Genomic DNA, 14,770 nt, shown 5'->3' on the forward strand with positions numbered 1-14,770 from the left:
AGATTTTTGGGGATTACCCGCCGAGAAGCGCTGGATTACGCGACTTGGTTGGAACTTGATGCGTCGTTGGGGGCGTAGCGGCGAGCCCAGTAAATTCCCAAGGTTGAGGCTGCAAGGATCATTCCGTAGGCGGCAATAGTCGAAGCGGACATCAAAATCTGGGTTCCCATTGATTTTCCGGGGGTCACGACAGCACCGGTGAGGCTTGTTCCAACGGGAATCAGAAGGAAGGCGGGGATGATGTAGATCCAAGCGACGACCTGAGGGCCGATCATTGACCAGCGCGAAACTAGCGCGATTATTCCCAAGATAACGGCAACTGCAATGCCCTCCGAAGTGTGCATGGGAGTCTGTGCAATGACGCCGTGCAGTCCGCTGGCAGCCATTGGAAGCGAATCGGCAGGAGCACAGCGAACGAGAAGTACGGCGGCAATAATTCCCAGTGGAAGTGAAGCCACTGCGACTGCGATTCGCTCACCTTGGTGGCGCTGAAAGGACACAAGCTGATCGGAATCCGGGCTGTTTTCGCGCGCTCGGTGAGTCAGAGCCAAAGCAACTCCGCCACCAAAAAGGATCGCAGCGACGCATACGGGATAGAGATTCCAGGTTTGTGCGGCGGAAATATCGCTGGTTGAAAGGTTTGAGGCCACAAGGAAGTGGACTCGAAGGTAACCAAAGGTCTGTAAGAAACCAATGACGAGTGCCCATGCAGCAGCAATGAACATACCAATGGAATTGCGTTCGCAGTTGATAGAAATCATGGCCAGAAGAATGGCCGAAAAAGCCATGCCGATCATGCCCTCGACCGAGGCTAAAGGAACACCAATCGCAGCTCGCGCCTGAAGATCCGCGAGCGACATTCCCATGAGGATCAGGGCAAGGGGCGCAAAGATGACAGCGAAGATCGCTGGACGCAGGACAGCGCCGACCGGGAGGGACAATCTGGACATATATCAAGTATGCCGGTACTAGCTGGGAATTGAGCGGTGTGCCCAATAGCCGATGCCTATTCCTCCTGCCAAAGCGAGGGGAATCATCGCTCGGGCAAGACGGGTGCGCTTACGGCCCCGGATTCGCACTGTTTGTGTAAAGGAAAGCGTTGGCCATTCGCGCTCGCGTGCAACCGCCGCAAGCGCTCGATCAGGGTTCACTGCCCTGGGGTTTCCCACTAATTCGAGCATCGGCAGGTCAGAGATGGAATCGCTGTACGCAAAGGATTCATTCAAGTCCCAGCCGCGTTCGCGGGCCAGAGCTGCGCAGGCCTCGGCTTTGCCTTCCCCGTGATTGAAGTGGGTAATAGTTCCGTCGGCCAAGCCGTCTTGGCCCTGTCCGACGATCGTGGATAAAGCATCGGGGATCGAAAGCAGGTGAGCGATGGGGCGAACGATCTCTAACGGTGAGGCAGATGCGATGACAACGTGGTGCCCCAGAAGTCGGTGGTGATCGATCAGTGCCAATGCTTCCCTGTAACACAGGGGTGCGATTGTTGAATTTGTGACGTTATTGACGATTTTTTCAACGTACTGTGGGTCCCAGCCTCGAGTGAGTTCACCCAAGGCATGCATCATCGACCGCATTCGTTCATCGTCAGCACCCGTGAAGAGGTAGGGAAGTTGGACGAGGGTTGCCCGCAGGGAATCCCAGCGGCTCATGACTCCCGCGTGAACCAGCGGGCTGCTCAGTGCCATTGCCGAGGCCGTGGCCAAGATGGTCTTGTCAAGATCGAAAAAGGCCGCGATATGGGTATCACTTTCCGGGTGCTGATTAGCACCGGGCAAGGCAGGTTTGAGAATTTCTGTGTTGTTATTGAGGATGGTCATCGTTGACACCTTGGCTTGATGCGGAAACAGCAGTGTTATCCACAGGGGCGAGATTAGCTCTAGTTTTCCACAGATTTTGCGGACGCGGTGGTATTCCGTGGAAAGAAAAATCACGCTCGTACCATGAAGAGCGAAGGCTACGTTGCATTTTGGGAACTTTCGCAAGGTGCTGAGCAATCATTGCGTGCGGTCTGTGCGCTGTTGGGGATTAATACTCGCGAGTGTCATCCTAAAGAGTGTAAGCGAACGGAATTCCGCGTTGAGGAAGTGATCTGCGCTGTCCTTGGTAGGAGCGAAGATCGAGCCCGGTGGGAACACCGTGGAATCCACGTGTTGGTTATTGGCGATTCGCTGCGCCTTCCAGGTTGTGAGAAGGCAATCGGGCAGCTCATACTTGCAGACCATGCGCGCTGGCAGGCTACGGTATCGCCGCATTCTTCCCACCTTTGCGTGGGAATCGCAGGTTGGAGCGGGGGAGTAGGGGTCTCTGCCCTTGCCTGGGATCTGTGTGCGGACACGGGAAGTGTTTTAGTGAATTGCTCGGGACCGGGACCTGTACGAGGCCGTGGAGGACACATCCTTGTTCCCGAGGATGGGCATGTGACATGGTCACGCTTGAGCAAAGGTGAGCGTTATTTCCTTCCCTCGATCGCGAATAGTCTTCCCTGTGCTCAGGGGGTGCCTTTTGTCGGCGGGGATTCATGCGGTTATGCCGAATCAGATGACTCACGCCTCCCGGGGCTTCTTGCTGCTTTGCGTGAAACTCGCAGTGTGGTGTGTGATCTGGGGAGATGGGGAGCCCAATGCGAACAAAGTGCAAGGAATTTCGATGCGCTCATTCTTATAGGTTTGGGAGATGCTGTTGGGGCCGCGCGTCTGTGTGCTCTCAGTGCGTCATTTCCATTCCCATGTCGAAGTTTTCTCTTAATCGCACCACCTCCACATGGTGGACTCTTTTCACGAACTCCACTGAGCGGGCAAATCTCTTCGACTCAAATCTCTCAAATTACCCACACCGAAGGAATGGGGGTGCATCCAGCGGGGATAAGGCCTCGGCAGGGGCGGAAAGGAAGACGTGCCCGCTCACGACTGTGGGAACAGATTGTGGAGCGCACGCAATGAGCCTGATCGACGATTGCCTTGTAGTAGCGCATTCGGGAAAGGGGGACGACCAGGCTGCGATACCTATCAAACCTATCGGGATGGGAATTGAAGAGCTTGGTACGCATTTGGAAGAACTCGAAGCTCGTTTCAATGGCTTGGGAAAGATATTGGCTCCCTTGATTCACCTTCCCGGAATTACGGATATCTTGGTGAATTCCACGCAGGTGTGGGCCGATTGCGGGCAGGGGGTTCAGCCGGCCGGATGCTCTTTTGACAGTGAAGAAGAAGTGCGTGAATTAGCCGTCACAATGGCGGGAATTTGCGGAAAGCGTTTAGATGATGCGGCTCCGATCGTTGATGGAGTTTTACCCATGGGGATTCGTCTTCACGCGGTTATCCCACCACTTTCTGGCGGGGGAACTCTGATTTCTCTGAGGATTCCTGCCAGAAATGGTCTCAGCATTGGGCAGATGCGTGAGATGGGAAGCATTGACAACACCTCATATCAGGTGTTGATGCGCGCCCTTGATATGCGCTGCAACATCCTCATTTCTGGGGCTACGGGGAGTGGGAAAACCACTCTGCTTGCTGCACTTTTGGGGGCGTTGCCCGATGCTCAGAGGCTGATCTGTATCGAGGAAATGAGCGAATTGAATCCTCAACATCCCCATGTTGTTCACCTTCAAGCCAGACAGGCTAATGCTCAGGGGCGCGGGGAAGTGACTCTTTCGGAACTGGTCCGAGCTGCCATGCGTATGAGGCCGGACCGTATCGTTTTAGGGGAATGCAGAGGTATCGAAGTTCGTGACATTATGACTGCCTTGAATACCGGGCACCGCGGAAGTTTTGCCACGATTCATGCCAATACTCCCGCAGAAGTTCCCGCTCGGCTTGCAGCATTGGGGGCGCTCGCGGGAATGGATGCTCGAGCAACGGATCTGCAGGCAAAGGCGGCATTTCAGGTAGTTGTTCATATGGAGCGTGTTGCTCACGGTCCAAAGCGTGGCACCCGTCAGCTGACGCAGATCGGGATTTTTGGGATGGAAAATGGGGTACTTGCGTGCAGTTGTGCCTATCGATGCGATTGCCGAGGCCGCGGAGCCCCCGGACCAGCGTGGGAAGGACTGCGCGCATTGCTCACTGAGGGCCCCTGATGCAGACCAGGACATTTCGGCGTGTTCTGATGTGGGATCCGCATCCATTGACGCGTGGGCAGCAGCGAAACTGGTCGAATCTGCAACACGTGCACACTCGACCTTGGAGGGGGAGTACTTCAGATTCCATCCTTACCGAAGCGGCGCAATCTCTGAGAAAAGTCAGTGCTTTGGTTCGTGCTGGGTTGTCCGCGCGTGACGCATGGCTACAGGTGGGTGAAGGAGAAGAAGGAGTTCCCTATGGGGTTGCTTCCATTGTTCTCAAACAGGCTGGAGAGCATGCGCGTATGGTTACTGCAGCCTGCGCGGTTTCCTACGAATTAGGTGCTCCTTTGTCAGCGGTTTTGGATGCTTTGGCACAAAACTTTGATGATATTGAGCGCATTCAAAAGGCGCGACGAGTCGCTGGTGCTGGCCCAGCCCTATCCGCGAAGATCCTCAACTTACTGCCACTGCTGGCACTGCTCGCGGTATTCATCATGGGGATTAACCCATTTCCTGTGCTTGTTGATGGGGGAGTGGGTTCGATGTGTGCACTAATCGGACTGTCATTTTTGGGAGCGGGGCGATGGGTCTCGCTTCGTCTTATACGCCGATCGTCATGTCAATGGGAGGAAGTTGCGCAGGAAGATATCGCAATCATCTCTGAGCTGGTGATCGCTGCATTGGAGTCTGGAGTGTCAATTCCCCGCGCGTTGGAGTGCATTGGACGTTCAGCGCAAATCGAAGAGCTGGTGAGAGTCGCCAGTTGTTTGACTCTTGGTGTGCGGTGGGACCGTGCCTGGGAGGGATGCAGTGAGGGGATAACAAGCATTGCCGAGGTTCTACGAGAAGCATGGGCGCGTGGAGCATCAGTTGATCATCAGCTGCATGCCTTAGCGGAAGCGAGCAGAGATCAAAGACTGAGTGATGCGAGGGCCAGAGCAGAGGAATTGGGAGTGAAATTGGTTGTGCCCTTGGGACTACTGATGTTGCCAGCCTTCATCTTCCTAGGGGTTGCGCCGGTACTTCTCACGATGGCACGAAATAGCTTCTAAGAAGTCCCACGAATGTTGTCCACAGTTTCTGTGTGTCGACGATTCATCCACAATTTTCATGGCTGCAGAGATTTGCGAATGACTCTCGGTGCACTCTCAAGACATGGGATCGAAGAGAAAGGAAAGACCCATGTTGACGGAAGAAACACTTCACGATGATCGTGATCCCAATAGTGAAATGATGACAGATCCAGAAGAAGGATCGACAACGGTCGAATATGCGATTGGAGCATTGGCAACAGCGGGATTCGCCGGTTTGCTCTTAGTGGTTTTAAAGTCCGGTGTCGTGCAATCTGCCCTTGAACATCTCATTAGCTCTGCATTGAGTATTTCATGAAACTGAGATGCGGCCGCTCCATGCCGTCATCCGAAAAGCATTCGGATGACGGCATGGTCAGCGTTGAAATTGCTCTGGGGACCTTTTCGATAGTCATCATGATTGCACTTGTCCTTTCAGTCTTTGCTGCTGCCATGACCACTCAGAATTTGTGTACTGCGCTTTCGGCCGGCATTCGCGAAAGCGCTCGCGGAGGGAATGGGCAGGAAACTGCGAGCCTGATGTCTACTCGGATATCAGGGGCCCACTTTGAGTTCTCCGCAGACGAGAGGTGGATTTACGGCAAAGCGCAAGCTCCCTATAGAGGCCCCGCGGGAATGATCGGATTGAACTCGCAGTGCAGATATCAGATGTTGCGCGAAAGCACTGTGGTAGGTGGTGAATGAGAATGAGCAAGAAGAGGGGTTCGGATGAAGGCTCTGGGACAATCATGGTGGTTGGAGTTCTGGCTGTCCTTTCCGTTCTTGCCTGCAGTGCACTGGCGTACATCGCTCTTCTTGCAGCGGGGAATCGAGCCCAGAATATTGCGGATCTCAGTGCCTTGGCGGGAGCAGATGTATCCGCAACAGCTCAGTGGGAATCGGTAGAGGAAAAAGCCTGTCGTGCAGCACATGAAGTTGCTCAAGAAAATGGAGCAATGCTGAGCTCATGTCACTGTGAAAGTGTCGACACGATCGTCACGGTGCGTGTGAGCAGTGGGTGGGGATGGAATGTCGCTCGCTCGGCTCGAGCGGGAGTCGACGGTGAAAGTGTTGTAGATGCACTTGAGGGGCCTGCCCCCCGGCTGGCCCCTCAAGCATCCCATCAACACAGTGCGAGTTTCCCGAAAAGTCTTTCGGTGTGGCATCCCCACTTAAGTGGGATCCAACTCTCGATGACTTAAATATAGGAAGTCATACTGTGTGGATACTATTTTGTATCTGAAAGTTTTCTGGGAATTTCTTCGAAAGGCGAATGCTCGACGAGGAGGCCCAAAAGGCACTCTGCACCGGACTTTGAGAGCGGTTCATTCCCGTTTCCACACTTTGGAGACTGGACACACCGGGGGCATCCGTCGTGGCATTTGCACTCGGAAACAGCCTGATAAGTACGCTCCATCCATTCACGAGCGTGGGCAAAACCGTAATGCGCATAGCCCGCACCACCCGGATAAGCATCGTGAACAAAAACAGTTGGTAAATCGGTATCCGTGTGGAGATTTGTCGAAAGCCCACCTAAATCCCAACGGTCGCAATTTGCCAGTAGGGGAAGAAGTGCGATCGAGGCATGCTCTGCTGCGTGGAGAGCCCCTAAGACATCGCCTTTATCGATCCCGATTGCTGCCATTGTCGCAGGAGTCAAGGTGTACCAGCAGGCTTGGGTGCGTAAAGTGCGCTCCGGCATATCGAGTTGAGTATTTGAGATGTATTCCAGCCCTGGAAGTCGAAGGAGGTCGAAATCGGTGACTTGACGGGTGACATCGACAGTCCCTCGATACCAGTGAACAAGAGAATCTGGGCTGACCCATTCTTCATCAATACTGATAACCCGCACTGAGGTCGCATCTTGGGCCCTGGTCCTGAGCGGTGTGCGGACTTCTTCGACGTAGGCGATACGTGTGGGTCCTTCTTCGAGAGAGAGGACGTGGAAGGTTCGTCCCTGGTGCACGTAGATCGCATCCGGAAATACCTGCGAATCCGCGGAATCTTGGGGGACAGAACCGATGATGCTTCCGCTTCGGGTATCGACAATTTGAACATCGCCACCACTACCGCGGATCTGGATTTTCTCCCATGGGCCATCAGAAGAGCTGACATTCCAGCGCCAGCCTCCACTTCGGTGGACCAGTAGCCCTTCCTCACCGAGCTCAGCTAAAAGAGCGGGAGCTCCACTTCCGAAAACCGTAATTGCCTCGTCGTCGGGAAGGGGGAGTTCGGCAGCCGCGGCACACAGGTGATCGCGCAAAACCCAGGGGTTTTGAGGATCTAATACCGCTGCTTCGACAGGGGAAAAAATCTCATCGCTGTGATGAACAAGGAAAGAATCAAGGGGGTTATCGCCAGCAATAAGAACAGAAATCCCATCTGCTCCAGCACGTCCGGAGCGCCCAACCTGTTGCCAAAATGATGCACGAGTCCCAGGCCATCCAGCTGTGATGGTGACATCAAGCCCAGAGATGTCGATACCCATTTCTAAGGCAGAGGTCGTTGCAAGTGCTCGTAATTGACCCGAACGCAGTGCAGATTCTAAGGCGCGTCGTTCTTCGGGAAGGAAGCCTCCCCTATACGCAGCGACGGTCGATGCTAATTCTGGAGCGTCGCGGAGTTTGTCGCGGGTCTGTGCAGCGACGGCCTCGGCACCACCGCGTGAGCGAACAAAGGTCAACAGTCGAGCATCGGCGCGAATAAGCTCTGCGCACAAAAGCGAAGCCTCTGTTTGGGCGGAAAGACGCTGAGTTGGAGCTTCAAGAACCGTTTCTTCGCCGGCCTCTGCAGCGCGAAGAGCAGAAAGGAAAGCGTCAATTGATACATCTTCTTCGCGCGGAACCTCGCGGCCCTCCCACATAAAGATGTGGTGAGTTCCGCGTCCGGAAGTATCGTCTGTGATCGCGTCGATGTTTTCGCGGCCAATCATTGTCTGAGCAACGGATTGCGGATCGGCTAAAGTTGCGGACATCATGATGACTTGGACGTCTGCACCAAGGTGGCGCGCGATTCTTAAAAGTCGGCGTAAAACCAGAGAAATGTGGCTCCCGCTGACGCCTCGCCACTGATGCATTTCGTCAACAATGACGTAGCGCAGCGATGCCAGAAAACGAGTCCAGCGCTCATGGCGGGGGAGCATGACGTAGTGCAGGTAGTCCGGGTTCGTCAGGATGATATCGGCGTTTGCGCGCGCCCATTCCTTGGCTTCACGGGGAGTATCCCCATCGGCAAGTGCAAGGGCGATGTCATGTTCGAGGCCATCAACAAGACGGTTCAGCGAATGAAGCTGGTCTGCTGCAAGCGCTTTGGTTGGCGAGAGGTAAAGGCAGCTTGGACGCCGGTGAATATCGGAGATTCTGTTGGAGTCATCGGCTTGAACTAGGTCTGAAAGAATCGGTGTCCATGCGACCAGAGACTTGCCCGACCCCGTACCGGTCGCAATGACAACATCGTGTCCGGAATGGATCGACTCAAGGGCGTGCACTTGGTGAAGCCACGGTTCATTAACTCCGCTTTGGCGCCACGCAGATACGACAGGTGCGGGAATCCACTCGGGCCACTCTGAAATCAACGCATCTTGCGCCGGAAGGCAGCGGTAATCGACAAACTGACCCTGCGTGCCTCGGGAGCGGATGATCTCGAGCAGGTGCTCAGAGCGTGAATCCATTAGAGCCCGAAAGCGGCACCACTATGAGCGGAGCGCCCCTCGGCCTCGGGATCAGTGGAGGCAGGGCTACCCGGCTGGGGCTGCGCGAAGGACTCAGCGGAGGCCGAGGCCTCGGGCGAAGCAGAGTAGGGAGTTGCCTCTGGAGCGACCCAACCCAAGGTCTGGGTTGCAGCCTCTTGCATGTAACGGATCGCGTCAATTCCGGTTGAAATACCTGCGCCCAAGTGGTCGGTGAGCTGCTGATCCGATAGGCCGGCAGAAGTGTCAACGGCGAAATCGGCGCACACCTGAAGAGAGCCGGCGGGATCAAGCATCCAATAAACCGTTGGGAAATACTTCTCGCGGTTCCATGAATCGGCTGCGGCGAAAAGCGGATGGCCGGCCTTTTCGGCCTCGAAGTCGGTATCCCAGACCGCGCGAATCGACAGGAAGCGCTCGGACGAATCCATACTGAGCAGGAAAGGCACGCCGTCAAAAACGGCACCAGCAGCGCGGTTATCCGCCAAAACATCAGCCTGGAACTGCAGCTCAGAAAGAGTGCGCATTAAGCGATCGAAAGTCACCTTGTATGGCGTGATCGAATCCTTGGGTACGGGATAGGGGCCTGGAAGCGTGCTCATGATCGATCTCCCTGGTGGAGCGAGATGGTGTTCGCCTCGCTCGATGATTCTCGATCCGAATCTTCATCACTCCATGTGACGAATTCGGGAAGGGTTTCTTCAAGATCGGAGAAGAATCCCATGATCATCGACATTGAAGTTTCGAAGAAGGTATCGAGCTGGGCCTCCGAAAGACCGTTTGTTGCAACGATGTTGCATTCGGCAATCAGCCCGTAGCGTCGACCGTCTTCGAAAGGTGCCAAGTACGCCTTCGGGCCTGTGCGGGTTGCATTGCAGCGCCGAACTTCTTCCATGAGCGACGCAAATTCGGCATCATCGTTGGCAATTCCGCGCCAGTGCGCACGTAATTGCAGAATGTGGGGGTTTGAGGTGTTCCAGAAATAAATCGCATTTCGTGTCGGAACAGCGAGCTCTTCCTCTGAAGACTCACCAAAATTCAGATCGTGACCGTGCAAGACTGCCCGAATGCGGTCGGTGTTGACCGGAGAAATCGACACGTAGCACCCCTGATCCGAGTCGGTAGTGGCATCGAGTCGCCGTGACTCACGCCTGCTGACTCCTCCACTGTAACCGAATGACCGGAGCGCGGCTCGAGATAGAAACTTGAGAATGCGACAAAATGTCACCTTCATCAACCGAGGAAAAACCAAGTGTTCCAATAGAAAATGCCCCAGATGGGTGACTAAAATAGGACCTTCGAAGAACGCGAAACGAAACGGTTGCCACCTAGTTGGTTGTCGCATGAGGGAAGGGGGACGAAATGAGCGACCGCATTCCCGGTTATCCTGATCCTTCCTTTAATCCCGAAGAATCCGAGGCCTATGCTCCCTCAGGGGATGCTGCAGAGGTTCCGGAAGCGCTCGCGGCCTCGGCCTCCTCAAGGCGATTCTCTGGCCCCCAGAACTTGGGGAGTGCCACTTCTGAAACATCTTCTTCTGCTGCCCGACGGCGACCGAACATTCGCCAATCAAGCCAGGGTGGTAGCACCGTACGTGCTGGTGGGGGTGCCGGTGTGGCTGCTGCTCGGACTGCCCCAAGGACTGTGGCTCCCGGCTACCGCCCTCGCCTCGTGCGTCGGCTTTTCGCTGCAGGAGGGTGTGCACTCTTCAGCATCCTTGTCGCTTGGGCTGCCGTCTTTACTGTTACAGGCCAGGCGATTGACACCTTGTCGATGGAAGCTGCCATGCGCTGGGCGGAGTCCTTAGGCACTGTCGGAAGTACCGTGACGCACATTATTTCGGTTCCCGCCATGGTCGCTGTTGGTGGTTTGATCGTTTTGATTGCGTGGCTACGTCGTCGTCCAACACTGGCGGGGCGTGCGCTGGGCATGATTATTGCGGCTAATACGACGACTCAGGTCGCGAAGCTGCTCATTGATCGCCCGGATTTCCACATGTCCGCGGCTATTTTGAATTCGCTTCCGTCGGGGCATACGACAGTTGCAATGTCCCTTGCGCTGGCATTGGTGATGATCGCGCCCGAATGGTTCCGAGGCCCCGCGGCGTGGATCGGATATATCTGGACATCCTTGGTGGGTATTTCCGTCATGGTTTTTGGCTGGCACCGCCCCGCCGATGTTCTTGTTGCTATGGCAATCTGCGGTTTTTGGGCGCTGATCTTGTGTCCGCTGGAGACCCGCGTTCGCCACGGCGTACCCGTCCAGAAAACCATGGCTGTCATTGCAATGGCCAGCGCACTCATCACAGTTTTGGGAGTTGTCTATTCTGTGTGGGCGTTGACGCCCAATGATCTGGCACAAATGGGTTCGGGTGGAATCACCTACGCAGAATTTTTGGATGCTCTTCCGCGCCGAGCGCATGTTCTTGCCGGGATTTCATCCTTTGCTGTTGTCGCTGTTGCAGGTTTTGTTATTCACGAGGTTGACCGACTTTCGGCGAAATAGTGCCGTTTTTGAGTTGAAAGCACGCTCGCACTAGTTTCATTTAACTTATTCGCAAGCTGTTCAGACACTCGCGCAATGCGTTCACCCACTTTCGTAATTTGCGCATTTTTATCGAATGGCAACACACCGCATGTCGTAGCTATACCTTTTCTGAAACCACTAGATATTGTGGGACGCGTTCGTCTCGCACACTAGATATTGTGCCCCCACCACGATGTCAGTGTTGAAGCTCGGAAAGGAAAACCGTGACTACATCTCCCACAACACGCTATGACATCGATGCGATTTCGACCGTCGAGGAATACCTTGACCGCTCCGATTGGCGCGTCAATGCAAATGCCAATCAGGGTTACTCGCTGGGTGGCCTGATCCTGAACTCTGCCGGCAAGATGATTGCCAACTACTGGCTGGAGCGCGTCTACTCCCCCGAAGCGGGAGCAGCGCACCGCAGCGGTGATATCCACATCCATGACCTCGATATGTTTGCGGGTTACTGTGCGGGATGGTCACTCAAGCGCCTCATTCAGGAGGGCTTCAACGGGGTCAGTGGCGCGATCGCCTCGGCACCCCCCAAGCACTTCTCCTCCGCCTGCGGCCAGATCGTCAACTTCCTCGGTACGCTTCAGAACGAATGGGCCGGTGCACAGGCCTTCTCCTCCTTTGATACCTACATGGCCCCCTTCGTTCGCCTGGACAACATGACCTACGAGCAGATCGTCCAGAGCATGCAGGAACTGATCTACAACCTCAATGTTCCCTCGCGCTGGGGCAGCCAGTGCCCCTTCACGAATCTCACCTTCGACTGGACCTGCCCGGATGATCTGGCCGATGAGCACCCCCTCATTGGCGACGAAATTGTGGACTTTACTTATGGCGAGCTCCAAGAGGAAATGAACCTCATTAACCGCGCCTTCATTGAGGTCATGACGGGGGGAGACGCAGATGGCCGTGTCTTCACTTTCCCGATTCCGACCTACAACATGACTCCCGATTTTGATTGGGAGGGCGAAAATGTTGACGCGCTTTTCGAGATGACCGCAAAGTACGGCCTTCCCTACTTCCAAAACTTCATTAATTCCGACTTGGATCCCCACATGATCCGCTCGATGTGCTGCCGCCTGCAGTTGGATCTGCGTGAATTGCTCAAGCGCGGGAATGGCCTCTTCGGTTCCGCAGAGCTGACGGGCTCAATCGGTGTCGTCACAATCAATATGGCGCGCCTGGGCTACCGTTTCGCGGGTGACATGGACGGCCTCGTCAAGGAATTGGATCACTTGATTGATCTGGGTTCGCAGACCCTGGAAGCCAAGCGTGAAACCATTCAGTTCCACATGGATCGCGGCTTGTTCCCCTACTCGAAGCGCTACTTGGGACACTTGAATAACCACTTCTCAACCATCGGCGTCAACGGCATGAACGAGATGGTTCGAAACTTCACGGGAGACCAGTACGACATCACCGATAAGTTCGGCTTCGACATGTGCTGCGCGATCCTCGATCACATCCGTGAGCGCATGGTGGAGCTCCAAGAGGCGACCGGCCACATGTACAACCTCGAGGCAACTCCAGCCGAAGGCACGACCTACCGCTTCGCGAAGGCCGACCGCCTCCACTACCCGGGAATCCTCCAGGCCGGCACCGATGAACAGCCCTACTACACGAACTCCTCGCAGCTTCCCGTTGGTTACACCGACGATCCTTTCCAGGCGTTGGAAGATCAGGAAGTCCTGCAGGGCAAGTACACGGGCGGCACGGTTTTGCACCTGTACATGGGCGAGCGTATGAGCTCGGGTGCGGCCTGCAAGGAGATGGTGCGTCGTTCACTCACCGCCTTCAAGGTCCCTTACATCACCATCACCCCGACCTTCTCGATCTGTCCTGTGCACGGTTACCTTGTCGGCGAACACTGGACCTGCGAGAAGTGCGCCGAGGCTCACCCCGAGCGCGAACCGCAAGAATGTGAGGTCTGGACTCGAGTCATGGGCTACTTCCGCCCCGTGAAATCCTTCAATATCGGTAAGAAGGGTGAGTACAACGAGCGCACCATGTTCTCTGAGGCTGCAGCTTCAGATCACGGTGAACTGGTCAGTGCTTTCCCGCCGGTGGATCAGCGATGAGCCTTGCAACCCTGACTGCCTCGGACCTGCAGATCGCGGGGCTGAGCCCCATGTCCAGCGTTGACTGGCCGGGAAAATTTGTGGCGACGGTATTCGCCCAAGGGTGTCCTTGGGCGTGTCCGTATTGCCACAATCAGGCGATTATCGATCCGAAGATTCCCGGAGTTGTGTCCTGGGAGAAAATCGAGGATCTGCTGGGCCGTCGAGTTGGTCTGCTGGACGGGGTGGTCTTCTCCGGTGGCGAGGCCACGCGCCAGTTGGCCCTTCTGCCGGCCATGCAGCGCGTGCGTGAGCTTGGTTTCGAAGTTGGTCTGCACACCGCGGGTCCCTATCCTTCGCGTCTACGTGAGGTTTTGCGTTCCGACTTGGTCGATTGGGTGGGCATTGACATTAAAGCAATGTCAGGTCCCGCGTACGAGGCCGTGGCTGGGCGTCCCAACGCGGGGCCGAAAGCGTGGGAGAGCTTGGGTGAAGTGCTGGATTCGGGTGTTGCCTACGAGGTTCGCCTGACGGTGTATCCGGATGGCCCTTGCGATGCCCGTGAGGTTGCCTCGTGCGTCAAGGACTTGGGTGCAACGCATTTCGCACTTCAGCAGGCTCGCGCCATGGGTACTGCAGAAGGTTTCAATGCGGGGGACCGCGCATGGGATATGGAAGTCGAGGCGATGGCTGAAGACATCAAGAAGCTGGGGTTTGAATCCTTTGAATTCAGGCCTGCGTGAAACAACGTGCTCGGCGACTCTGTGTTTGGGGGAGCGCCGAGTGTGTGAGCGGCCGCTATGCGCGCTGAAGTGGGGTTGAGCGTGCGGTGCCGCAGCGTTGCCGGGAGTGCTTTAAGGTGCACTCCCGGCAACTGCTATCCGGCGTACACTCATTGAGTCTCGAACATCAACATGCGTAAGGAGTTTTCCCATGATGATCATTGCAATGGCTTTTGCCATTCTTTCCGCACTCCTCCATGTTTTCATCTTCTCTATGGAGTCAATCTCATGGACCTCCGAGCGCACCCGAGCAACCTTCAACATGAGTGAAGAAGCGGCTAAAAATACGAAAGAAATGGCTTTTAACCAGGGCTTTTACAACCTCTTCCTTGCGCTTGAGGTATTCGTAGGGGTCCTCGTTTACATGTTCGCGTCCCCGGCCGTTGGCCTCGCCCTGATGCTCTTTGGGACCGGCTCGATGCTCGCCGCAGCACTTCTCCTCTTCGTCACCTCGCCGGATAAGCGAAGCGCAGCTATCAAGCAGGGAACACTTCCAGTGATTGCTGTTATTGCCCTGATTCTGACAATGATGATCTACTGAGATTCGGCGTAATTCGTGCACAAAG

At 55.4% G+C, this 14,770-nt stretch carries 15 protein-coding genes; 9 read left to right on the forward strand and 6 right to left on the reverse strand.

Annotated features, from left to right (window positions below):
• Positions 1–35: 35 nt before the first annotated feature.
• The 3 genes from RW023_RS02770 to RW023_RS02780 form a co-directional block, all read right to left on the reverse strand.
• Positions 36–950: a hypothetical protein gene (locus RW023_RS02770; RefSeq protein ID WP_315579783.1), complete on the reverse strand. Its 915-nt coding sequence runs from the start codon at positions 948–950 to the stop codon at positions 36–38.
• 18 nt (positions 951–968) lie between these two features.
• The gene (locus RW023_RS02775; protein WP_315579784.1) at positions 969–1,820 is read right to left on the reverse strand and encodes an HAD-IB family hydrolase; all 852 of its coding nucleotides are present in this window, start codon (positions 1,818–1,820) and stop codon (positions 969–971) included.
• A gap of 177 nt (positions 1,821–1,997) precedes the next feature.
• The gene (locus RW023_RS02780) at positions 1,998–2,255 is read right to left on the reverse strand and encodes a hypothetical protein (RefSeq protein WP_315579785.1); all 258 of its coding nucleotides are present in this window, start codon (positions 2,253–2,255) and stop codon (positions 1,998–2,000) included.
• A gap of 683 nt (positions 2,256–2,938) precedes the next feature.
• Between RW023_RS02780 and RW023_RS02785 the strand changes: the two genes are divergently transcribed.
• The 5 genes from RW023_RS02785 (at position 2,939) to RW023_RS02805 (ending at position 6,335) form a co-directional block, all read left to right on the forward strand.
• Positions 2,939–4,078 carry a TadA family conjugal transfer-associated ATPase gene (locus RW023_RS02785; RefSeq protein ID WP_315579786.1) on the forward strand — a complete coding sequence of 380 codons (1,140 nt, stop codon included), beginning with the start codon at positions 2,939–2,941 and terminating at the stop codon, positions 4,076–4,078.
• Positions 4,079–4,167: 89 nt separating this feature from the next.
• Entirely contained in the window at positions 4,168–5,115 is a 948-nt protein-coding gene (locus tag RW023_RS02790) for a type II secretion system F family protein (RefSeq protein WP_315579787.1), read from the forward strand.
• Between the two features lie 130 nt (positions 5,116–5,245).
• Complete coding sequence (locus tag RW023_RS02795; RefSeq protein ID WP_315579788.1) at positions 5,246–5,452, forward strand: DUF4244 domain-containing protein; 207 nt, start codon at positions 5,246–5,248, stop codon at positions 5,450–5,452.
• Positions 5,449–5,838, forward strand: a complete 390-nt coding sequence (locus RW023_RS02800) for a hypothetical protein (RefSeq protein ID WP_315579789.1) — start codon at positions 5,449–5,451, stop codon at positions 5,836–5,838. Before RW023_RS02795 ends, RW023_RS02800 begins: the two co-directional genes overlap by 4 nt.
• A gap of 2 nt (positions 5,839–5,840) precedes the next feature.
• Positions 5,841–6,335: an Rv3654c family TadE-like protein gene (locus tag RW023_RS02805; RefSeq protein ID WP_315579790.1), complete on the forward strand. Its 495-nt coding sequence runs from the start codon at positions 5,841–5,843 to the stop codon at positions 6,333–6,335.
• A gap of 26 nt (positions 6,336–6,361) precedes the next feature.
• Here the strand turns inward: RW023_RS02805 and RW023_RS02810 are convergent, their stop codons facing one another.
• The 3 genes from RW023_RS02810 to RW023_RS02820 are packed head-to-tail and all read right to left on the reverse strand — an operon-like array spanning position 6,362 to position 9,920.
• Positions 6,362–8,803: a DEAD/DEAH box helicase gene (locus RW023_RS02810; RefSeq protein ID WP_315579791.1), complete on the reverse strand. Its 2,442-nt coding sequence runs from the start codon at positions 8,801–8,803 to the stop codon at positions 6,362–6,364.
• Positions 8,803–9,423: a YbjN domain-containing protein gene (locus RW023_RS02815; RefSeq protein WP_315579792.1), complete on the reverse strand. Its 621-nt coding sequence runs from the start codon at positions 9,421–9,423 to the stop codon at positions 8,803–8,805. The genes RW023_RS02810 and RW023_RS02815 overlap by 1 nt, the downstream gene beginning before the upstream one ends.
• Positions 9,420–9,920, reverse strand: a complete 501-nt coding sequence (locus RW023_RS02820) for a YbjN domain-containing protein (RefSeq protein ID WP_315579793.1) — start codon at positions 9,918–9,920, stop codon at positions 9,420–9,422. Before RW023_RS02820 ends, RW023_RS02815 begins: the two co-directional genes overlap by 4 nt.
• A 263-nt stretch (positions 9,921–10,183) precedes the next feature.
• Here RW023_RS02820 and RW023_RS02825 point away from each other — a divergent pair, with 263 nt between their 5' ends.
• The 4 genes from RW023_RS02825 to RW023_RS02840 all read left to right on the forward strand — a co-directional run bounded on the left by RW023_RS02825 (position 10,184) and on the right by RW023_RS02840 (position 14,745).
• Positions 10,184–11,326, forward strand: a complete 1,143-nt coding sequence (locus RW023_RS02825; RefSeq protein ID WP_315579794.1) for a phosphatase PAP2 family protein — start codon at positions 10,184–10,186, stop codon at positions 11,324–11,326.
• Positions 11,327–11,571: 245 nt separating this feature from the next.
• Positions 11,572–13,443, forward strand: coding sequence for a ribonucleoside triphosphate reductase (locus RW023_RS02830; RefSeq protein ID WP_315579795.1), 1,872 nt, complete (start codon positions 11,572–11,574; stop codon positions 13,441–13,443).
• Complete coding sequence (locus RW023_RS02835; protein ID WP_315579796.1) at positions 13,440–14,165, forward strand: anaerobic ribonucleoside-triphosphate reductase activating protein; 726 nt, start codon at positions 13,440–13,442, stop codon at positions 14,163–14,165. The genes RW023_RS02830 and RW023_RS02835 overlap by 4 nt, the downstream gene beginning before the upstream one ends.
• A 190-nt stretch (positions 14,166–14,355) precedes the next feature.
• A complete protein-coding gene (locus RW023_RS02840; protein ID WP_315579797.1) occupies positions 14,356–14,745 on the forward strand; it encodes a DUF1304 domain-containing protein in 390 nt (129 codons plus the stop codon).
• The last annotated feature ends 25 nt before the right edge of the window (positions 14,746–14,770 follow it).

This window comes from uncultured Actinomyces sp. (genome assembly GCF_963542285.1).
GTDB lineage: Bacteria > Actinomycetota > Actinomycetes > Actinomycetales > Actinomycetaceae > Pauljensenia.